The organism is Fulvivirga sp. (assembly GCF_040220315.1).
Classification (GTDB): Bacteria; Bacteroidota; Bacteroidia; order Cytophagales; family Cyclobacteriaceae; genus Fulvivirga.
The window spans coordinates 1-19,522 of the sequence record NZ_JAVJUY010000195.1; the positions used below are offsets into that span (position 1 = coordinate 1).

Annotated in this window: 21 protein-coding genes; 7 read left to right on the forward strand and 14 right to left on the reverse strand. The window is 38.2% G+C overall.

The window, feature by feature from the left end; genetic code table 11:
- Window positions 1-46: 46 nt before the first annotated feature.
- The 5 genes from RLO81_RS09540 to RLO81_RS09560 all read left to right on the forward strand — a co-directional run bounded on the left by RLO81_RS09540 (window position 47) and on the right by RLO81_RS09560 (window position 4,072).
- A complete protein-coding gene (locus RLO81_RS09540) occupies window positions 47-1,057 on the forward strand; it encodes a tetratricopeptide repeat protein (RefSeq protein WP_350110596.1) in 1,011 nt (336 codons plus the stop codon).
- Complete coding sequence (locus RLO81_RS09545; protein WP_350110599.1) at window positions 1,054-1,683, forward strand: NUDIX hydrolase; 630 nt, start codon at window positions 1,054-1,056, stop codon at window positions 1,681-1,683. The genes RLO81_RS09540 and RLO81_RS09545 overlap by 4 nt, the downstream gene beginning before the upstream one ends.
- Before the next feature lie 358 nt (window positions 1,684-2,041).
- A complete protein-coding gene (locus RLO81_RS09550; protein WP_350110602.1) occupies window positions 2,042-2,455 on the forward strand; it encodes a VOC family protein in 414 nt (137 codons plus the stop codon).
- 19 nt (window positions 2,456-2,474) lie between these two features.
- Window positions 2,475-2,939 (forward strand): Rho GTPase-activating protein, encoded by a 465-nt coding sequence (locus RLO81_RS09555; RefSeq protein ID WP_350110605.1) that lies wholly within the window; start codon window positions 2,475-2,477, stop codon window positions 2,937-2,939.
- A gap of 254 nt (window positions 2,940-3,193) precedes the next feature.
- Complete coding sequence (locus RLO81_RS09560; RefSeq protein ID WP_350110608.1) at window positions 3,194-4,072, forward strand: amidohydrolase family protein; 879 nt, start codon at window positions 3,194-3,196, stop codon at window positions 4,070-4,072.
- A 292-nt stretch (window positions 4,073-4,364) separates the two neighbouring features.
- Here the strand turns inward: RLO81_RS09560 and RLO81_RS09570 are convergent, their stop codons facing one another.
- The 9 genes from RLO81_RS09570 to RLO81_RS09605 form a co-directional block, all read right to left on the reverse strand.
- Complete coding sequence (locus tag RLO81_RS09570) at window positions 4,365-5,294, reverse strand: fibronectin type III domain-containing protein (RefSeq protein WP_350110611.1); 930 nt, start codon at window positions 5,292-5,294, stop codon at window positions 4,365-4,367.
- Between the two features lie 272 nt (window positions 5,295-5,566).
- Window positions 5,567-5,830: a membrane protein insertion efficiency factor YidD gene (gene yidD, locus RLO81_RS09575; RefSeq protein ID WP_350110668.1), complete on the reverse strand. Its 264-nt coding sequence runs from the start codon at window positions 5,828-5,830 to the stop codon at window positions 5,567-5,569.
- Between the two features lie 29 nt (window positions 5,831-5,859).
- The gene (locus RLO81_RS09580; protein WP_350110614.1) at window positions 5,860-6,066 is read right to left on the reverse strand and encodes a hypothetical protein; all 207 of its coding nucleotides are present in this window, start codon (window positions 6,064-6,066) and stop codon (window positions 5,860-5,862) included.
- Window positions 6,056-6,265: a DUF7718 family protein gene (locus tag RLO81_RS20670; RefSeq protein WP_502880444.1), complete on the reverse strand. Its 210-nt coding sequence runs from the start codon at window positions 6,263-6,265 to the stop codon at window positions 6,056-6,058. Before RLO81_RS20670 ends, RLO81_RS09580 begins: the two co-directional genes overlap by 11 nt.
- A gap of 163 nt (window positions 6,266-6,428) precedes the next feature.
- Window positions 6,429-7,928, reverse strand: coding sequence for a cysteine--tRNA ligase (cysS, locus tag RLO81_RS09585; RefSeq protein WP_350110617.1), 1,500 nt, complete (start codon window positions 7,926-7,928; stop codon window positions 6,429-6,431).
- 74 nt (window positions 7,929-8,002) lie between these two features.
- The gene (locus RLO81_RS09590; RefSeq protein WP_350110620.1) at window positions 8,003-10,114 is read right to left on the reverse strand and encodes a TonB-dependent receptor plug domain-containing protein; all 2,112 of its coding nucleotides are present in this window, start codon (window positions 10,112-10,114) and stop codon (window positions 8,003-8,005) included.
- A 1-nt stretch (window position 10,115) separates the two neighbouring features.
- The gene (locus tag RLO81_RS09595; protein WP_350110623.1) at window positions 10,116-10,841 is read right to left on the reverse strand and encodes a tetratricopeptide repeat protein; all 726 of its coding nucleotides are present in this window, start codon (window positions 10,839-10,841) and stop codon (window positions 10,116-10,118) included.
- Between the two features lie 77 nt (window positions 10,842-10,918).
- Complete coding sequence (locus RLO81_RS09600; RefSeq protein WP_350110626.1) at window positions 10,919-11,209, reverse strand: winged helix-turn-helix domain-containing protein; 291 nt, start codon at window positions 11,207-11,209, stop codon at window positions 10,919-10,921.
- Window positions 11,209-11,775, reverse strand: a complete 567-nt coding sequence (locus RLO81_RS09605) for a hypothetical protein (protein WP_350110629.1) — start codon at window positions 11,773-11,775, stop codon at window positions 11,209-11,211. Before RLO81_RS09605 ends, RLO81_RS09600 begins: the two co-directional genes overlap by 1 nt.
- Before the next feature lie 88 nt (window positions 11,776-11,863).
- Between RLO81_RS09605 and RLO81_RS09610 the strand changes: the two genes are divergently transcribed.
- On the forward strand, window positions 11,864-12,448 hold the full coding sequence (locus tag RLO81_RS09610; RefSeq protein ID WP_350110632.1) for a riboflavin synthase: 585 nt from the start codon (window positions 11,864-11,866) through the stop codon (window positions 12,446-12,448).
- Here the strand turns inward: RLO81_RS09610 and RLO81_RS09615 are convergent.
- From RLO81_RS09615 to hemF, 4 genes are read right to left on the reverse strand one after another with little or no spacing between them, the layout of a single operon-like run.
- The gene (locus tag RLO81_RS09615) at window positions 12,445-13,011 is read right to left on the reverse strand and encodes a phosphatase PAP2 family protein (RefSeq protein ID WP_350110635.1); all 567 of its coding nucleotides are present in this window, start codon (window positions 13,009-13,011) and stop codon (window positions 12,445-12,447) included. The two genes, RLO81_RS09610 and RLO81_RS09615, sit on opposite strands and share 4 nt — an antisense overlap.
- A 5-nt stretch (window positions 13,012-13,016) precedes the next feature.
- Complete coding sequence (locus tag RLO81_RS09620) at window positions 13,017-13,469, reverse strand: RES family NAD+ phosphorylase (RefSeq protein WP_350110638.1); 453 nt, start codon at window positions 13,467-13,469, stop codon at window positions 13,017-13,019.
- 1 nt (window position 13,470) lies between these two features.
- Window positions 13,471-13,977, reverse strand: a complete 507-nt coding sequence (locus RLO81_RS09625; RefSeq protein WP_350110641.1) for an Xre family toxin-antitoxin system antitoxin — start codon at window positions 13,975-13,977, stop codon at window positions 13,471-13,473.
- Window positions 13,964-14,884 (reverse strand): oxygen-dependent coproporphyrinogen oxidase, encoded by a 921-nt coding sequence (gene hemF, locus RLO81_RS09630; protein ID WP_350110644.1) that lies wholly within the window; start codon window positions 14,882-14,884, stop codon window positions 13,964-13,966. Before hemF ends, RLO81_RS09625 begins: the two co-directional genes overlap by 14 nt.
- 107 nt (window positions 14,885-14,991) lie before the next feature.
- Here hemF and RLO81_RS09635 point away from each other — a divergent pair, with 107 nt between their 5' ends.
- Entirely contained in the window at window positions 14,992-17,103 is a 2,112-nt protein-coding gene (locus RLO81_RS09635; protein ID WP_350110647.1) for an alpha-ketoacid dehydrogenase subunit alpha/beta, read from the forward strand.
- Here RLO81_RS09635 and tamL read toward each other — a convergent pair.
- Window positions 17,100-19,514: a translocation and assembly module lipoprotein TamL gene (gene tamL, locus RLO81_RS09640; protein WP_350110650.1), complete on the reverse strand. Its 2,415-nt coding sequence runs from the start codon at window positions 19,512-19,514 to the stop codon at window positions 17,100-17,102. The two genes, RLO81_RS09635 and tamL, sit on opposite strands and share 4 nt — an antisense overlap.
- Window positions 19,515-19,522: the final 8 nt, after the last annotated feature.

Sequence of the window (19,522 nt, forward strand, 5' to 3'; positions counted from 1 at the left end):
TATTAGGCGTCTCAAATTCAATCACTTTTAATAACTTCGTGTCTGTATGAAGCACACTTGCATTCTATTTCTTCTGGGCATACTCATTTCCTGTGGTAACGATCCGGAAACGCAGAAACAGCGCTTTTTAATACGAGGTAACGAAGCCTTACAAGAACAAAATTATCGTGATGCTACACGCTTTTATGAAGAGGCCTTAAAAATTGATCCGTGCTATACACCTGCTATTAATAATTTAGGGACGGTTTATTTCCGACAGAATCAGTATGTGCAAGCTTCCTTGCAATATGATAAAGCCTTGGAGTGCGACCCTGAAAATATGGATGCTGTGCTCAACAGAGCCAATACATTTTATGAATTAAATGATTTGTACCGTGCGTTAGATGATCTTGAATTTGCACAAAGAAAAATGCCTGATACCTCAACGGTTTATTTCAGATTGGGGTTGGTTCATACCAAAATGCGCAAGTTCAACAATGCCATTGATGATTTTAACAAAGCCTTAGTGTTAGACCCGGATAATGCTGAAACCTTAATTAATAGAGGTACAGTAAAATACTATTTAAAAAAGTATGATGAAGCAGAAGCAGATCTTAAAACAGCCTTACAAATAGATCCATTAGAAGCCAATGCCTATAACGCTCTGTCGCTCATTGCTATAGAAAGAAACGAATTTGTTGAGGCATTAGAATTGGTGAATAAGGCATTAGGCCTTGAGCCGGGGCAGCCCTATTTCTTAAACAACCGAGGCTTTATACATCTGGAAATGAATGAGCTTGACAAAGCTAAGGAAGATATAAATAGGAGCGTAACCATCGATCCGGAGAATGCTTGGGCATACCGCAATAAAGGCTGGTATTACTTTAAAAAAGGTAATAATGACGATGCCATCAAGCTCTTGCAACGTGCAGCCAAACTCGACCCGTTTGTTGACAAAGCCTATTATTTTTTGGGTAGGGTGTATGAACAAATGAATGATACCTATAACGCTTGTGAGAATTACAAAATCGCCAGAGAACGACAGGAAAAAGTAATCACTGCGCTAGACTGTATATGAAGCTTAACGAACTGGTAGATAAATTAGAAGCTAAGTTAGTTGGTCCGCTGCCCGGGCCAGAAGCACACCGGCTGATGATGCCCGGTGAAATTAATACTTCCAGGTTCGATAAAGAGAAAATGGCCAAGGCACGATTGAGTGGGGTACTCATTCTCTTTTACGAAAAAAATGGCGAAGCATTTATACCATTAACCCAGCGCCATGAGTATGGTGGCACGCATAGCGGGCAAATTAGCTTTCCGGGTGGTAAGTGGGAAGAAACAGATCCTGATTTAATCTACACAGCAAAGCGTGAAGCCAATGAAGAAATTGGTGTGCTATATGAGGAGGTAAATGTTATCGGCCAATTATCCGATTTATTTATTCCACCAAGTAATTTTAAAGTAACGCCCGTAGTAAGCTTCACGGAAAATCAACCACAATTCGAAATTGATACCTACGAAGTAAAAGAATTAATAGAAGTGCCTGTCAGCCATTTAATTGAAGAGACTACAGTGAAGCAAACGGTAATAACGTTCGCCAATGGCTACACACTCAACACACCTTATTTTGATGTAGAAGGCCGCATAGTCTGGGGTGCTACAGCCATGATGCTCAGTGAGTTGAAGAGTATTATTATATCTTAACCACTATTTTGTTACCCTGACCTGTCTGCTGACAAGTAGGTTTCTTTCAGAGAATCAAAAAGATATTAGCTACTATAGGTAGTTGTCGGGTAGACAAGCCCGCAATGAACAATTAAGTTTAAAAAGTCATCCCGTAGGGATCTTTGCCACCAAGAAAGTCAATTACTGATGCTGCTGTAGAAGATTTCTCCTCCGCCAGTTGGCGGAGGAGAAATGACGATAATTAATAAAGTGTCAATAAAGAAAGTCATTCCGTAATATAATGGAGGAATCTATAAGCGAAGCACAAGGAACATCGCACAAATTAGAAGTTCTTCAAAATTCTTAAATTAAACAAAATAAGCAACCACCCAGTACTATGACCAACTCCACAACCAACCCCTTTGAAGACTCAGCCTTAACCACCATTTTGGTGGTTTCCAAAATGGCTAAATCAAAAGCATTTTATGTAGATATTTTAGGAGCCAGCATCTTTCGCGAATATGGTGGCGACTCGTTAGTGCTGCAATTTCTAGGTAATTGGCTGTTGTTGGTCACCGCTGGTGGCCCAACGGATGACAAACCTGATACTCATTTTCTGCCCCCTGATGATAAAGACAAAGTGAGCCATGCCTTTACTATTCGGGTAAAAGATTGCCGAAAGTCCTATGAAATTTTAAAGAGTAGGGGCGCGGAATTTATCACCCCTCCGTTGGACCGTGGAGCGGAAACAAGGTGCTTTTTCCGAGATCCTGATGGCCATTTGTTTGAAATAAGTGAGTTTAGAGGATAACTACGTATCTTCAAAGCCTATGAAACTACAAGAACTTCAGCGCAGAGCAGAACTTGAACAGGATAAAAAATACCTTCGGGCTTATACGCAATTCAATCAGTTACTGGCCGAATTGACTAAAAAGGAGTTGCCTGAGGCTATTCTGAATAGTATAAATCAAGGGATTGAAGACATAAATGCTTCGAAAGAAGAAGGAAAGCCCGCAAGAAAGCTCATCCGAAAGACTCAGACTAATATACTTAAGGCGCTTGAAAAGGAACTCAAATTAGTGCCCAAAAACCATTATAGAAATACCTGGTTGGCTGTTGGTATGACAGTATTTGGCATTCCGCTCGGTATTGCTTTCGGATCTAGCATGGATAGTATGGCCTACCTGGGAGTGGGCTTACCTATTGGTATGGCGATAGGTATGGCTGTAGGTGCCAGTATGGATAAAAAGGCCTTTGAAGAAGGTAGGCAACTTGATGTAGACATTGAGCTATAGGCTTCCAGGATTCCTCAACGTAAAGGTTGCTTCAATCACTTCGTTCATTCGCAGTGACGACTTAATAACTTCATTTTGATCCTTCTGAAAAAAGGCGTGAGATTCTTAACTTTATCATTATTTCAATATTTTTCTTACTTATGAAGAAGTGGCGTATATTTAACAGATAGTGCGAATATAAACCACTAAGCTAATAGTGAATATGTGCTATGGTTTATATTCGGTTGTTGTAGTGCATGCAAAAAAATTAAGATATGAAAAATTCAATAATCTTCTTGCTTTTATTAATTCCCATTATTGGAAAATCTCAGGATGGGATAAAGCCCATCATAGATGTGCATCTACATGGATATACTGAGCAATCCTATTTTGTAGCTCCTTCTGGAGATGGAACATTGTCTCCCCCCTCTTTTGATGAGTTCAAAAGCCAAATTGAATCCATGATGAAAAAGTATAATATTGTTAAAGCCGTAAATAGTGGAGGGGTCTATGACGCAAGCATGAATGATAAAATCATTCCGGGGATTGAAGTTTACGGGAAGCCATCCGTTGATACAGTTCAGTTTGAAAAATTAGTTCAGGAAGGAAAGATCAAGGTTTTTGGTGAAGTTGGAGCACAATATGTGGGTTTAACACTATCAGATCCAATTTATGAGCCCTATTTAAGAATATGTGAACAATATCAGATCCCTGTGGCTCTGCATACAGGTGGAGGACCTCCAGGTGTGGCTTACAGAGAAGCTCCAAAATTCCGATTATCTCTTGGTGACCCTTTATTAATTGAGGATGTTATTATTAAGTATCCCAAACTGAAAATCTATATTATGCATGCTGGAGGTAATTATTATGAGAACACTTTAACTTTAATGCACAATTATGAGCATGTTTATTCAGATTTAGGAATTCTTCTTTGGGAAGAAGGTATGGTTTCAGTTTGGACAGAAGACTTCCTAAGGAAGGCAAAAAAAGCAAATCTATTAGACAGGATTATGTATGGTTCCGATCCAATGGTGTGGCCTCATGCTATTGAAAAAAGCATACAGCAATTGGACAGCTATGAGTTTTTAACTGAAGAAGATAAAAGAAACATTTTCTATTACAATGCAGTAGAATTCCTGAATTTAAAAGAATAATACGCACTATAACAATGTATATAAGCCATTAAACGGCTCATATACTAACCGTTAGCTCTCATGCCGTAACCTCAAAATTCAATGCAAATATTCAAATTAGAAGGTGTGCTTCAGCAGGCTATAGATTTACCAAAATTGACCCCGGTTTGCTGTGCCGCTGGTGCGGCCAGACTCCTCAAAATGTGAAGTCACCAATTCGAATGCAAGAAATGTGGCTTTATCGAAAGCATACCTAACCCTAAAAAAGTGGTCAAAGACTCAATGTATTGTGTTTATTGTAATCCTTAATCAACTAATCTCCGTTTGACTTAGCTCCTGCTATTATTGGTTGATCAACTATTGAATTATACGCAAAATCAATCAAAGTCAAAGTTTCGGTAGTTTTATCAAATCCAATGCGTAGCCAACCTAAATGCATCGATTGTTCTTCAAAAAACTGAATGCCTACTATTTGTTCGCCTTCAGCCCAATTACCTTCATAAAATATAGCACCAGTGGGCGGTGTATTTCTTATGATTAAAGCTGCATGGTCAGTATACCATCTTTCATTATCTAAAAGTGTTTCATCGATCATGACTCCAGGATTTTCAGCAACAATAAAGCCCATGCTCAAAAAATTGTCATTAATTGCCGGGCCTGTTTTCATAAGATTAGGTCCTATTGGATTAATGCCAGCATAAAGACGATCACCTGTGCTATTGGCGGTAAGCTCTGTGAATAACACAAAATCCACTATTCCATTTTCATTAATGTCTAAAGCAATTGGACCTGGAATATCATCTTGCGTAGTTCTTCCGTCTGTTTTGTAGACAATAGAATTAGTTTTATTGGTAGTAAAACTTATCTCATTGCCATACGAGGTCCCCTTTCCGTTTTCAGCATATGCTCTTATAAAATATTGTTGGTCGGGCAATAGATTTGTAAGACCGACTTCGAACCTGCCTGTATCTTGACCGGCTGAAATCTTATTAATATGTTCTTGTGCTTTCAGAGAAACAGTATCCCAAATAATGCCTCGCTCAATAACAAAACCCCTACCGTCATCTATTACTACACCCGCACACATTGCAGAAGTAATCATGATATTGGTAGCCGCGAGTGTTTGTATCTGCGGTAAATTTATTATTTCTGGTTCGTTGTCATTTTCACACCCGCTGATCAACAGAGTCAACATTATTAAACCACCGGAGAAATAATGCCTTTTTAGTACTATTTTATTCACTTAAATATGTTCTTAAACAGCGATTATAAACGGAAATATTTAGAGGAAGGTTAGGGGTTGACTATGGTTGACTTTTTATTTCATTAAGGCTAAATCAAAATATAGTGTTAACCCTAATCTTGAACTTTTGTAAAGGAGTTGCCTTAACTAACATAAAAAAGTGAATTACGAAAAATAGGATTTCCTGTTCGAAAATAAAATACTACACCACAACAATCTGTATATTGCATAACTAACCTGAGGGATAGCTACGACACTATACAGGGGCGTTCTCACTCCTCCCTCTCCGGCACCGGATCATACCCATGTCCGCCCCATGGGTGACAACTGCTTATTCGCTTAATGGCTAACCAACCGCCTTTTAACGGTCCCCAAACTTTTATGGCCTCTACAGCATATTTAGAACAGGTAGGTGTATAGCGGCAATTCGCGCCCAGCAGTGGGCTCAGCGTGTACTGATAAATCCGGATAATGAATATCAGCAGGGCAGAAAAAACACCCTTAATCGATACTGTATATGGTTTCTTTTGTAACATTCTTAACGAAACCACGCTAATCAATCAATTTAAATAAGTTCAAAGCCCCGTTTTACTTTGATAAACTTATCAGGCACAACATCTGATTTTTTTTCAATTTCAGGATAATCTTTCTGTATGAACTCGATGGTTGACCCATCTTTTATTTGATCTATTAATTCCGGTTGTTTGAGCGCCTGTTTTAAAAAGTCAAAAGTCAAACCTATATTGCGATTTACAGTTTCTTTATTTGTCATTTTTCATTTTTTTAATGTATCTGCTTTTATAAAATTCCCAGCGATCCTTTAGATCCTGCTCTGCATAAATCAAAGCTATTTCTAAATTTTCGAATTCCATAGCGTGTTTTTCTTTAACACCATTTGGCAACAAAACATCCCTATGGAAAAAACCGTGTGCACAGTCATATCTTACAATGGCAGCCCATTTATTTTTAATGAAACTTTCGTATTAGATAACAATATCTTCAACTTTTCCATTTACGATATTAATCCTAAATCGAAGCCTTTAAAGACTGTTTTTATCAAGATACTTTATAAAATCTTTCTTTCCCAATGGTATTCTTTTACTAATTGATTAAAAACAAGAATAAAAAACACCCTTAATCGATACTGTATTCCGTTCCTTCTTTTCCATCTTTCAGGGTAACACCCATCGCTTTTAAATCATCCCTAATCTTATCAGATAAGGCATAATTTTTAGCTTCTTTGGCATCGTTTCTCAATTTAATGAGCAAGTCCATTACACCATCTACCAACTTAGTATCGCCTTCCTGCTCTTCTTTCAGGCCAAGTACTTCTGTAATAAAGCCTTGGTAGTGTTTAATCAAATCTTCAAACGTCTTCTTGCTTAGGTTGCCGGTTTTAATAGTGCCGGATTTTAAGTTATTCATCATGGTAGTGATGTCAAACAATACAGCAAGTGTTTTAGCGGTATTGAAATCCTCACCCATGTTTTGGAACAGACCATCAATATTGGCAGATGCTTTTTCCTCTAAATCAGCATCCACTGTTCCGTTTTCATACACTAAACCATTGCTAATTTTAAAACCATCCATCAGGCGCTTGTAGCCTTTTTCAGCGGCCGTAAGCGCATCGTTAGAGAAATCCAACGTACTGCTGTAATGCGATTGCAGCATAAAGAAACGTACCACCATCGGGCTATAGCCTCTTTCCAATAATTTATGGTCACCTGAAAATAACTCATGTGGTAAAAATGAGTTGCCTAGAGATTTACTCATCTTCTGGCCGTTCACAGTTAGCATGTTGCTGTGGAGCCAATATTTAACAGGTTCTTTGCCTTTAGAGCCTACAGATTGCGCAATCTCGCATTCGTGATGTGGGAATACTAAATCCATTCCACCACCGTGAATATCAAATGTATCGCCTAAGTATTTGGTGCTCATTACCGTACACTCCAAATGCCAGCCGGGGAAGCCTTCACCCCAAGGGGAGTTCCAGCGCATAATGTGCTGTGGAGAAGCTTTCTTCCAAATGGCAAAGTCTATTTTATTTCTTTTCTCGTCCTGACTATCGAGCATACGGCCGCTTTCCATCATCTCCTCAATGTTTCTGCCTGAAAGCTTCCCGTATTTGTGGTCTTTATCGTATTTGGTTACATCAAAATATACAGAGCCATTTACTTCATAAGCTAATCCGTTTTTTATCAGCTCCTGTACCATTTCAATCTGCTCAATAATATGCCCGGTGGCAGAAGGCTCAATGGAAGGAGGGAGAAGGTTAAACTGGTTGAGCACATTGTGAAAACCATTGGTATAGTGCTGCACGATTTCCATCGGCTCCAACTGTTCTAAACGCGCTTTTTTAGCGATTTTGTCTTCGCCTTCATCCGCATCATTCTCCAAGTGGCCCACATCGGTGATGTTGCGCACATAGCGCACTTTATACCCCAGATACATCAGGTATCGGTAGATCACATCAAAACTCATAAAGGTTCTTACATTCCCTAAATGCACATCATTATACACTGTTGGTCCGCATACATACATACCCACATGGTCTTGATGAATCGGCTCAAACTGCTCCTTCTTTTTGCTGAGTGTATTGTAAAGTGTAATGGGGTGTTTGTCCTTTAACGACATATTGATGTTATAATTAATTCCTTCTTAAAGGCCTCAAAAATAGCATCAATTAGTTAGCATTCGTAATGTGCGACCTAGAAATTGATTACTGCACCAAAATAAACGGTTCTTTGAGAGAATAATGAGTTATTTCTCTCCGTATAATCGAAATTATACTGATAGGTTCTTATATTTTCTTTGTTCAAAACGTTATTCACGCTTCCAAAACAAATGATATTCAATTTTTCGTTTACAGGAATTATCCTGGAAATGCTTATATCAATTATCCCATAATCAGGTAGCCTGGCCTGATTTGTAAGGGCGGCATACGCTGGCCTGTATACACCAATGGAGGCATCGAACGAAGCGCCCGTTAATGGTTGATAGTAATTGCCCTGCCGAAAGGTGAATGTTGAATTGGCAGTCCAATTGGCATTAATTCGCCACTCCAGGTTTCCACGAATGAAATAGTCTAAATCATATTTATTTGGGTATTCTGTGCCCTCTTCATCGATAGAAATACCATCGATAAGGGAATATGAAAATTGACCCGTTAGCCTATTCGCAATTTTACCTTTCACAAATAACTCAACACCCACCAGCTCACTTGCCACACCGTTTGTTTGAGTTTCCTTACCAAACACTGACGCTGCAAAATTCATTGTATTTGTATTGTAATTGTAATCAATTGACAATTGTCGGCTGTTATTAAGTACTATCTCATCGTTTTGCGGAAAATCAAAACGGTGGTAATTGCCCAAAGCAAATGTTACTGAACTATTGAGGTTAATATTGTATTTGGTACTTAACTGACTGCTTAAAAAGTTGCTTTGATTATCAATTGGTAAGTTTTTTCGAATGCCACTACCTAATACCCACTTATCATTGATAAAATAGGTGAGATAGCCATAGGCTTCTGGTCGAATCAGTTCTGACGTATTTGTCGCACTGGCGGTTGGGTACCCTTCGCCTTCGGCATAATCGATTGTATAAAAAGTGCCATCAAAATGTTGCTCCCTATAATCAAAGGCAGCCCCTGTCTTAAAGCTTAAGTTTTTTGTTGTGTACTTGTAATTCGCTGAAGCGAAGCCATCAAAGTAGTTGAGTTCAATGTCCGTATCGGCATAAGTAAACTGCGTTTTTGTGAAACTGATGTTATTATTAAAACTCAACTCAGATTTCCCAATTTGCTTTCGCAAGTTGGTAATGGTAAAATTTCGCTTTTTACGCTGTTTAAATGTTGTTGTTAGGGTAGGTGTTTGATAGTTAAAATCATACCCTTCCAGTAATGTGTAATTAAATACTTTCAGAATGGTGGATTCGTTGATAACATTTAAATAGTTCAGGCCAAGATCAATGGAATTAAAGTCTTTAATATCGTTGAGAGCATCGCTATTGAGCGCTTTTATGATTTCAGCAGGTTGATAGTTGCTGAACACAGTAATGGCTTGGCTTTCATTTATTTTTTGGCTGAATAGCAACCCATAACTGGCAAGTGAAACTGTGGCTGTTCGTACACTTTCTTCTGGTATTTCTTCAGCTGTTTTAATAGCTATAAGACCTGATGTTGTATTTCCATACTCTAAAGGAGGGTTGCCCGGAAAGACCAGCATTTCATCAACCATGGCAGTATTGAAAATACCAAAAGTACCTATGCCATTGAGTTGTGAAAATCTTACGGCATCGTAAAGAGGTACGTTGTTGAAAAAGATTCCGGTTTCGTCAGGGCTGCTACCTCTGAAGCTAATGTTGGCGGATTCGTCCAAGGTGGTACTCGATGGTAATGAATTAGTAGCCAGCAGCGGATCAGCTTTGGCACTTGGATTTAAATAAATGTCCAGGCGCTTCACTTTTTTATATGTAAACTCTTCTGCTACCAATTTTTCTGCAGTAATTGTTACTTCATCCATACTCTGCACGGTAGGGGTGAGTTGAATAGTGAGATATTCTACACCATTAAAAACAATCTCTTTTTCTTCATACCCGATGTATGAAATAATTAAAGTATCACCTATTGTAAGGTTTTTAATTGTAAACTCTCCATTCAGATCAGTATTAGCGCCAACCTTCCAATTGCTTTTAGAAAAAATATTGGCACCAATGAGCGCTTCGTTTGTGGAGGCATCTTTTACAATACCCCTGGTTGATACCTGTGAAGTGGCAACCAGGGATGTAAAAGAAAATAAAATCAGAATGATATGTTTCATTTTAGTTGGAAATAGAAGGTAGAAGTGCATATTTCACCCATCCGAAATCAGGCTCTACAGCTAAGGCTTTTTCATAAGTAGTTTTCGCTAAGTCTGTTTCTCCGTTTTCCTCATACACTTTTCCTAACCATGCAAGGGCGTCTAAGTACCTCCAGTTAGATTTTGTTAAATTTTGATCTTCATAAAGGTTCACTGCTTTTTCATAAGCTTTTTGGGCTTCTTTCGTGTCTCCACCAAACATAGTAGGGGTAAAGAATTTGGAGGATCCATATACTTGCCATACCAATGGCTCATTAGGAGCTATTTTAGTTGCTTCTTCAATATTTGAGCTGCTTTTTCCTCCAAGGAACATTCCTTTATACGAACTGTAACCCATTTCCCAACCCCAGATAGCACTTAATATGGCCTTAGCGTTGCCTACCTGATGATTGGCTTCAATAAGCTTTTCCGCATTTTCTTTAGCGTTTTTATAGTGTTTGTCAAAAAGGTCTTCATCCTGGTCGGGCATGGTAGCATTTAGCAAGCCATGCTGGGCGAGTAAAAGGGAGTAAAGGTTTTCGCTCGTTTTGGATTGGTTGTAGTTGGATTGCTCTTTAGAAACCAATTGTTTCCATAAGCTCTTATTGTTGCTGGTGTAGGCAAAATATGCCATTTCATCAGATTCTGTTTGTCCAAATAGACTGGCTGTAAAAAAGCAAAGTAGTAGTGATAATTTAATCGTTTTCATAATTCTAGTGTTTAGTTAATAAATTGATTATCTATTTATAAAGTAGTTTATAAAATAAACTATATGTATAAAAAAATTTAATTCTTAAAATATGTTTTTAATGACTCTACGTATTTTTCAAATGCCTCAATTCCTCGTTTTGTAATACTGCAGGTCGTTAAAGGTTTTTTTCCTTTAAATTCTTTTGTCACTCCGATATAACCGGCTGTTGCAAGTTTATCTAATTGTACACTCAGGTTTCCTGCCGTGGCGCCAGTTTTCTCTTTGATGTACACAAACTCAGCAGATTCTACTGACATCAATAGAGACATAATAGCCAGCCTAAGCTGAGAATGTAATAGAGGATCTAATTCTTTAAAATCAGCCATCAATTCGATTTTCTAATAAGGTATCCTGGAACTAAATAGCCAACTAAGGTAGCTAGTGCGGAAATTAAGGTCATATATTCTTGTCCTACCGGAATAGATATAGCTGCAAAAATCCAAAAACTGCTACCACCGTATATCAGTGGCTTAAATTTTAAAACTAATCCAGTTAAAAAAGTACATAACCCAGCCAAAACTAAGATGATAAAAGGAATCGTAGGTCCAAATAACCCGCTGAATATAATCAATAATATACTGAACAGGAAACCTAACCAAATCCACATAATTAATGAATCGCTGTACATTTTAACTCTCTCAATCTTAGGCTGTCTGTATCCATAAATCATGCTAGCCAACCAAGCTGGTATAGTTAACAACCATATTGCGTAAGGGTAGGGGTAATTTGTAAATTCTTGTAGGTAGAAATGTCCCAAGTTACCGAGTATCACTACCCATCCCCAGAGCAGGAAATGGAAGCTCGCACTTTTTATATTACGCTGAGTTGACCTGATCATGTCACTTATGATCTGAAGACTTTCTTCGTGTGTCATTGATTTTTCAGAATCCATAATTCTTAATGTTTAATGCAATTATAAAGTAGTTTATAAAATAAACCAAATTTATTAAAGATTAATTTTTCTATTGTACCTTTACAGCATGTTTACAGGCATTATAGAAACATTAGGCAGAGTTAAGGGCATAGAAACTGAAGGCTCTAATCGTCATTTTGAAATTGAAAGTAGTATTTCAAATGAATTAAAAGTAGACCAAAGTGTTGCCCACAATGGAGTGTGTTTAACTGTTACTAAAGTTCAGGAGGGCAAACATTGGGTAACGGCCATTGATGAAACTTTACAGAAAAGTAATCTTGGTAATCTAAAACCTAGTAATGAAGTTAACCTCGAGCGATGTATGCTAAATAATGGCAGGTTCGATGGACATATTGTTCAAGGTCATGTAGACCAAATGGGGGAGTGTACTTCAATAAAGGTAGAGAAGGGAAGCTGGTTATATGATTTTAGGTATGATCCTGTTCATGGTAATGTCACTGTTGAAAAAGGATCTATCACCATTAACGGAATTAGTCTTACCTGTTTTAATTCCACTGAAAATAGTTTCAGGGTAGCGATTATCCCCTATACCTATGAACATACCACAATGAAGGATATCAAAGTAGGGGATAAGATCAATTTAGAGTTTGATATTGTGGGCAAGTATGTAAAGAGGCTAATGAATCTTTAGTCAGCCCAATATTTCGCCAGTACTTTTTCTGCCAGTATGTGACATAACTTGCCAAAAATCAGTCCGATAATTCCACCCACCAGAATATCACCCGGGTAATGAACACCTAAATACACACGACTGTAAGCTACAATAGCTGCCCAAAGAAACATAAGCCACACCCATTTATACTCACGAAATGTGAGATAAATAAACATAGCTAATGCAAATGCATTGCCTGAGTGCGAACTGGCAAAGCCATATTTCCCACCGGTATAACCATTGACTATATGCACCAGTCCCTCATTTTCTGGATCCCTGGAAGGCCTGAATCGTTCAAAAAAGCCTTTCATAAAACCTGAAATCACCTGATCAGTAATGGTAATCGCCAACCCAATCGCTAGTAAGTAGATTATACTCTTTTTGTTGAAAGTTTTGATAATCCATCCGGCCAGAAACAGATAGAACGGTATCCATATTTTTTTATCTGAAATCCAAAACATAATTGGATCCATCCACGATGAATGTAGCCCATTAAGGAAAAAGAAAAGTGATTTATCGAGTTTTATTAGGTATTCGATCATAAGCCTTAGAATTTCAACCTTCTATCAAATTTTATGGGTTCTATGGAAATAACTTTAATGGCATCCATATTCTTATGCAATGGGTTAATTAAATAATTGAATTCATTGGTCGCTTGCGCGGATGGCACCTTCAATATTAGTGACTCAGATTTTTTTATCCAATCGTAAGTAATGGAATGCAACTTCTCCAGGTATGGGTACCCGTCCCAACTTTGAGGTAGCATTGATGTTGTAATTTCTTTAATAGGTTCTTTGTCAGCTACTTCTGCAGTCATTAAACTCATGTTTTTAGGCAATATCACAGAATTAGCTAACACTTCTAATTTGGCTAAAGAAATGTGTTCTGAGAAATATAGTATTCGGGTACCTTTTGCATGCCACCTGCCATCAGCGTATAAACCACCGGTACCTGCTAAATCATGAATGTAATTCTTATGACCTATGCGGTAGAGCTTCATGCTAAGAATAAATACCCCAGGCTATGCGATTGAGTACATTCTTAACTTCTTCCCTGCCAATAGAAGAGTGTAATAAGGCAAGGGGCTTATTACCCCCAAGTGCTTGATTTTCAGTATTAAGCCAGGTTCTAAAATCATCTTCGTCCTCAAAAACTTCCAAACCTTTAACCCAAACACTTGCCAATTGCACAGCACTTTCAGATTGTTTCTTATCCAATTTTTGATTGTCTCTTATTCTACGTTGTACTGTACTTTCTGACATATCTAGTACAATGCCAATCTGCCGGTTGGTGAATTGTGTTCTTTTCTGAAGGTTTTTTAACACTTTAATCGGGAAACCATTTTCAGCCATTTTAAGAAGATCAAGGCTATTTTTAAGCTTTTTAGCAAGGTTTGAAATGCCAAGGATATCTATTAATAAGTCTAATGTAGTAATTCCTAAACCATAGGCCATTGCTGGCTCGTTTAATTCTGATTTATTGTCATTTGACTTTTTATATTCTGTCATATGACAAATTTATCCATTCTTTTCCTTTTTTCAAACTCTTAAGCGTACTTTCCTCCGCAGATCCTTTCTCTGGTTGATAGTCATATTCCCAATTGGCTTCTGGTGGTAAGCTCATTAAGATGGATTCCGTTCTGCCATCGGTATCTAAACCGAACTTGGTGCCCTTATCCCAAACTAGATTGAATTCTACATACCTGCCTCTGCGTAATTTTTGCCATTTTACATGCTCAGCGGTGAAATTCAATAAACTGTTCTTAGCCATAAAATGCGTATAGATAGGAGCGAAGCTGCTTCCAACATCTTTCACGAACTCAAATAGCTGTTCTTTAGTTTTGCCCCTTTGTTCATTGAGCCTATCGAAGAAAACACCTCCTATACCTCGTGTTTCGTTTCGATGTTTAATATAAAAATAGTCATCAGCCCATTTCTTGAATTCAGAATAATAGGCAGAGTCATGTTTGTCGCACACTTTTTTTAATTCACTATGAAAATAATGCGCATCATTTTCATCAACATAATGTGGTGTTAAATCAATGCCGCCACCAAACCACCAGGTAGAATCTCCGGTTTTAGAAGTAGTTTCAAAGTATCTCACATTCATGTGAATGATAGGCACCATTGGATTTTTCGGATGCAGAACGATGGAAACACCTGTAGCATAAAAATCAGATTGGGGTAATCCTAAGGCCTTGGATATATTTTCTGCTAATGATCCATGAACAGCAGAGAAATTCACACCACCTTTCTCAATAATAGCTCCATTGCGAATTACTCGGGTTCGGCCACCACCGCCACCTTCTCTTTCCCATAAATCTTCATGAAATTTTTCTAAACCATCTGCCTTTTCCAATTCTAAGCAAATAGAGTCTTGAAGTGATTTAAACCAATCGGTTATCTTTTCTTTCATCTGGGCAAAACTATTGAATACTAACTAGATTTTAATAGCTACTATTTCAGCTAGTGTTTAGTAAATTTTTTAACTTCACAATCGATTGCAGAATCAAAAGAGATACTATGCCTACAACGGAAGCAGCTAAAGCAAAAACGAAGAAAAGCAATACCGAAAAGACCCCTATCGATAAACAAATTTTATTAAAAGCATATCAGCTTATGTGTACTGCCAAAAGAATGGCAGAAACGTATGATGAAAATAAGGAAGTATGCAGTAAGTATGTGCATAGTACTTCCAGAGGACATGAAGCCATACAATTGGCCGCAGGTATGCAACTAAAGGCGTATGATTTTGCAGCACCATATTACAGAGATGAATCTATTTTATTAGGAATAGGAATGCAGCCTTACGAGCTAATGATGCAGCTCATGGCGAAAGCAGATGATCCATTTTCTGGAGGCAGAACCTATTATGCGCATCCCTCTTTAAACAGAGATGGGTTCCCTACAATACCTCATCAGAGCTCGGCCACAGGTATGCAAGCTATTCCTGCTACTGGTATGGCACACGGACTAAAATACTTGGAAGGGCAAGGGTTATTGGAGGGTAACGAAAAACCACTGGTTTTATGCTCTTTAGGCGATGGTTGTGTGACAGAGGGCGAAGTTTCTGAGGCATTCCAAATGGCCGTGCTCAAACAGATGCCAATAGTGTATTTAGTCCAGGATAATGATTGGGGTATTTCAGCGACTGGAGAAGAAATGCGGGCCATGGATGCATATGATTTTGTTGCCGGATTCACCGGGATGTCGCGTATGCGTGTAGACGGGTCTGATTTTGTGGATAGTTATTTGGGATTGAGGAAAGCCTTCGCTCATGTTCGGGATAGAAAAGGGCCAATATTGGTTCATGCAAAATGTCCACTTCTAGGGCATCATACTTCTGGGGTAAGAAAAGAGTGGTATCGTGGAGATGAAAATTTAAAACTGCATTCAAAGGACGATCCGATAGTTAAGCTTGAAAAATATTTAAAAGGCATTGGAATACCTGCAAAGGAATTAAAAGAGCTTAATAAACATGCGGTGGGGCTTGTTGCTAAGGATTATGAATATGCACTTAACTCAGACGATCCTGACTTGGCTTCTTTTGATAAGCACGAATTTGCAGATACACCAATAATAGAAGAAAGAGGGGAAAGAAAACCAAAAGGAGCGGAAAAAGTGGTGATGGTGGATGCCGCACTGCATGCCGTGGAAGATATCTTGAAAAGACATCCTGAGGCACTTTTTTACGGACAGGATGTAGGTGGAACATTAGGTGGTGTTTTTAGGGAAGCAGCTACGCTAGCGCAGAAGTTTGGTGATGAGCGCGTTTTTAATACCCCAATACAGGAGGCATATATTGTTGGTTCAACAGCAGGTATGTCGGCAGTAGGTGCCAAGGCCATAGTAGAAATTCAATTTGCCGATTATATCTGGCCGGGCATGAATCAGCTGGTGGAAGAACTTTCAAAAAGTTGCTATCTATCCTGTGGTAAATTTCCTATTCAATCGCTTATCAGAGTTCCGATAGGTGCTTATGGTGGTGGTGGTCCTTACCATTCTGGTAGTGTTGAATCAACCCTATTAACAATAAGAGGCATTAAAGTGGTTTACCCGAGTAATGCAGCGGATATGAAAGGCTTACTAAAGGCTGCTTTTTATGATCCAAATCCTGTGTTAATGCTAGAGCACAAAGGCCTATACTGGTCAAAGGTGCCTGGTACTGGCGAAGCTAAAACATATGAGCCGGACGAGAATTATATCATTCCATTAGGTAAGGCAAGAATAGATTTAGAGGCGTCTGAAGAAGCCATTGAAAATGGAGAATCTGCGGTGATTATTACTTATGGCATGGGTGTACATTGGGCCAAAGCGGTGTCTAAAGATTATCAGGGTAGAATAGAAATAATGGATTTAAGAACACTCAATCCTATCGATTGGGACGCCATTCAGAATTCTGTTAAGAAACATAGTCGGGCGTTTATCTTAACGGAAGAACCATTGTTAAATTCTTTTGCAGAATCATTGGCTGGTAGAATATCGAAACATTGCTTTGAATATTTGGATGCCCCCGTTCAAACTTTAGGTGCTGCCAACCTTCCTGCTATTGCTCTGAATGTTGATCTGGAGAAGCAAATGCTACCAACGGTAGATAAGGTGAAAGTAGCTCTGGAAGAACTACTGAATTACTAGAACGGATAGCCAATACCAATATTAAAAATGATTGGTTCAGTGGCATCTCGTGTGAATGGTGCATCGTAAAAACCTTCATTTAAGATGAATCTTTTTTCTTCTGGTCGCGAAGGATCATAAACCTTCAAACCTGCATCAAGCCTCAGAACTAAAAATGAAAAATCGAATCGTAGTCCAAAACCCGTTCCTACTGCAATCTCCTGAAAGAAATTTTCATATTTAAATTGTGCACCAGGCCTCGAATCATCATTCTCAATAGTCCATGTATTACCAAAGTCTACAAAAAAGGCATAATCAATAAATCCAATAAGATTTTTACGCAGCTCAATACTGCCTTCAAATATGATTTCACCTGGCTGCTCAAAATCATAATTTACTTCATTGGTAACAGTATCGATTTCCACAAAAGAACCAGGCCCTAATCGTCTCGGACGCCAAGCTCTAATACCATTACTACCACCAGCGAAAAAGTACTTTTCATAAGGGAGTATACCATTTTCACCGTAAGGCATGGCATATCCTGCATTTACCCTATAAGCTATGGTTGTGTTTTTGTTGATGGGATTTATCTTTCTGAAATCCACATTAATTTTGTAGAACTTATAAAATTCTAATGCTTCACGCTCAAGAAAACCCGTATTAACAAAATTCAAGGTTGTACCTCCGCTTTCTAAAAACACTCGTAAAAAAGATGAGTTGGAAAAATTGAGTCCATAACTATTGAAATTCCATGTGGCATTGGCACTCATACTCGTAACCAAAGAAGGCCTGAAAGTATTAATGAGTCTATTCCCATTTCTTTCCAGTTGGTCTAACCTTACACCAAAGGTACTATCAACCTCAGATTCTATTAGACTAACATCGGTAAGAGTAACCTGGTAACTTGTATTTCTTGAATTCTGCCAGCTGTAAGTATTGGAGAAGTTGGTGTTTCTTCGTTGATATTCCGGCCTATTTGTATAAGTATAACCTGCGAGTAAACGTGTTTTAGGGTTAACTTGACCGAGTTTCTCTTTTAGGGAATTACTTATTGGCAAAATAAACTGAGGAAAAGTTAAACTTGCATTAATACCTGATTCTACACTTCTGTATACATCTTCTGCACCAGATACAGAAGCAACTCCTTCAATGCCAATTCTACCATTCATTTCAAAAATCTCCAGTCCTCTAAAAATATTCCTCTTCTTAAAAGAAATGTTGTAAAATGGACCTGGATAACCCTGGGTTACATTAATTCCCACCTCATTCGTCCATTGGTATCGGCTCAATGGTGAAGTGAAAATGTTAGCGATAAGTTTGCCACCAACAGAGTCATAATTGACATTAATAAATCTAAAATGATCAAGGTTTGCTAATTGCCGTTGCGTATTAAAGGATCGGGATTTACTATATAAACTATCTTTTCGTATAAATACCCTTCTATTTAATACTTTTTTGCTGTATTGCGGGTCAAAATAGCGATAACTTACCCCTTTATATTCATAGGTAGTTCGTAATGAATCAGGTATATTTTTGATGTTAGCATCGGTAATAAAATTGACGGAGTCTACATGAAACACCTTATGGTGGCTCCTTTTTGATGGCCTGCTTATTTGCGTTTTTATTGCCACATTGTGTGATTCACGAAAGGCTGTATCCACCTCAAACTGAACATATTGTCTGCTAAAATCGAAGTAGCCATTATCTTTTAAAAGTAAATCAATGCGTTCCCGCTCCTTAGTAATGTTAGCCTGTTCATAATTTTCACCAATTGTAAGGTGACTTTTTTTCTCCGTATTATTTAACAGTTTCGTAATAGCTGTATCACCCGTTTGAGAAAAAAGGGTATCGATTTTATAGGCAGGGCCCTCATCTATTATGAATGTAGAGTTGATTCTTCGCCCAATGGCAGAGGTTTTATGTTCAATTTTAGAATGAAAGTAGCCCTTAGAGTCTAGGTATAAATCAAAACGATCAATAGTGGATTGTGTTAAGCCAGAATCGTAAACAGCTAGCGGCTCACCCCAACGCATAAGTGTATTTCCTTCTTCAATTGTTTTGTCAATTTTAGCCAGTTTCCGCCTGCGTTTTCGTTCTAGCTTCTCTTTCTTTCTCTTCTTATCGGCTTCTTTAATTTTAATGCTGTACTTACCAGCGATTTCTGCTTTTTTCGCTTCGTATTTTTCAACATCATATGATTTTTTACCCCAATAATAGAACCAAACGTAAGGGGCAAAGGGAATGAGTGGAAACTGTCTGTTTGGCTCTTGTGCGTACAGTTGGGCAAGATCTTCTTGATCTATTGCTTTACTAACTTTTATATTTTGCTTAAAAAGCAGATTTTCATCTTCTTTTAAGTACTTTGTGCCAAGGCAACCCGATAGGAGGAGGGATGAGAAAAAATATAAACTAATTCGTTTTAGGCGCCTCAATACTTTAT

What these genes read in the sequence shown, in the direction of transcription:
- RLO81_RS09540 (WP_350110596.1), top strand. Translation starts at nt 47, where the DNA reads ATGAAGCACACTTGCATTCTATTTCTTCTGGGCATACTCATTTCCTGT.
- RLO81_RS09545 (WP_350110599.1), top strand. Translation starts at nt 1,054, where the DNA reads ATGAAGCTTAACGAACTGGTAGATAAATTAGAAGCTAAGTTAGTTGGT.
- RLO81_RS09550 (WP_350110602.1), top strand. Translation starts at nt 2,042, where the DNA reads ATGACCAACTCCACAACCAACCCCTTTGAAGACTCAGCCTTAACCACC.
- RLO81_RS09555 (WP_350110605.1), top strand. Translation starts at nt 2,475, where the DNA reads ATGAAACTACAAGAACTTCAGCGCAGAGCAGAACTTGAACAGGATAAA.
- RLO81_RS09560 (WP_350110608.1), top strand. Translation starts at nt 3,194, where the DNA reads ATGAAAAATTCAATAATCTTCTTGCTTTTATTAATTCCCATTATTGGA.
- yidD (WP_350110668.1), bottom strand. Translation starts at nt 5,830, where the DNA reads ATGTTACAAAAGAAACCATATACAGTATCGATTAAGGGTGTTTTTTCT.
- RLO81_RS09580 (WP_350110614.1), bottom strand. Translation starts at nt 6,066, where the DNA reads ATGACAAATAAAGAAACTGTAAATCGCAATATAGGTTTGACTTTTGAC.
- cysS (WP_350110617.1), bottom strand. Translation starts at nt 7,928, where the DNA reads ATGTCGTTAAAGGACAAACACCCCATTACACTTTACAATACACTCAGC.
- RLO81_RS09590 (WP_350110620.1), bottom strand. Translation starts at nt 10,114, where the DNA reads ATGAAACATATCATTCTGATTTTATTTTCTTTTACATCCCTGGTTGCC.
- RLO81_RS09595 (WP_350110623.1), bottom strand. Translation starts at nt 10,841, where the DNA reads ATGAAAACGATTAAATTATCACTACTACTTTGCTTTTTTACAGCCAGT.
- RLO81_RS09600 (WP_350110626.1), bottom strand. Translation starts at nt 11,209, where the DNA reads ATGGCTGATTTTAAAGAATTAGATCCTCTATTACATTCTCAGCTTAGG.
- RLO81_RS09605 (WP_350110629.1), bottom strand. Translation starts at nt 11,775, where the DNA reads ATGGATTCTGAAAAATCAATGACACACGAAGAAAGTCTTCAGATCATA.
- RLO81_RS09610 (WP_350110632.1), top strand. Translation starts at nt 11,864, where the DNA reads ATGTTTACAGGCATTATAGAAACATTAGGCAGAGTTAAGGGCATAGAA.
- RLO81_RS09615 (WP_350110635.1), bottom strand. Translation starts at nt 13,011, where the DNA reads ATGATCGAATACCTAATAAAACTCGATAAATCACTTTTCTTTTTCCTT.
- RLO81_RS09620 (WP_350110638.1), bottom strand. Translation starts at nt 13,469, where the DNA reads ATGAAGCTCTACCGCATAGGTCATAAGAATTACATTCATGATTTAGCA.
- RLO81_RS09625 (WP_350110641.1), bottom strand. Translation starts at nt 13,977, where the DNA reads ATGACAGAATATAAAAAGTCAAATGACAATAAATCAGAATTAAACGAG.
- hemF (WP_350110644.1), bottom strand. Translation starts at nt 14,884, where the DNA reads ATGAAAGAAAAGATAACCGATTGGTTTAAATCACTTCAAGACTCTATT.
- RLO81_RS09635 (WP_350110647.1), top strand. Translation starts at nt 14,992, where the DNA reads ATGCCTACAACGGAAGCAGCTAAAGCAAAAACGAAGAAAAGCAATACC.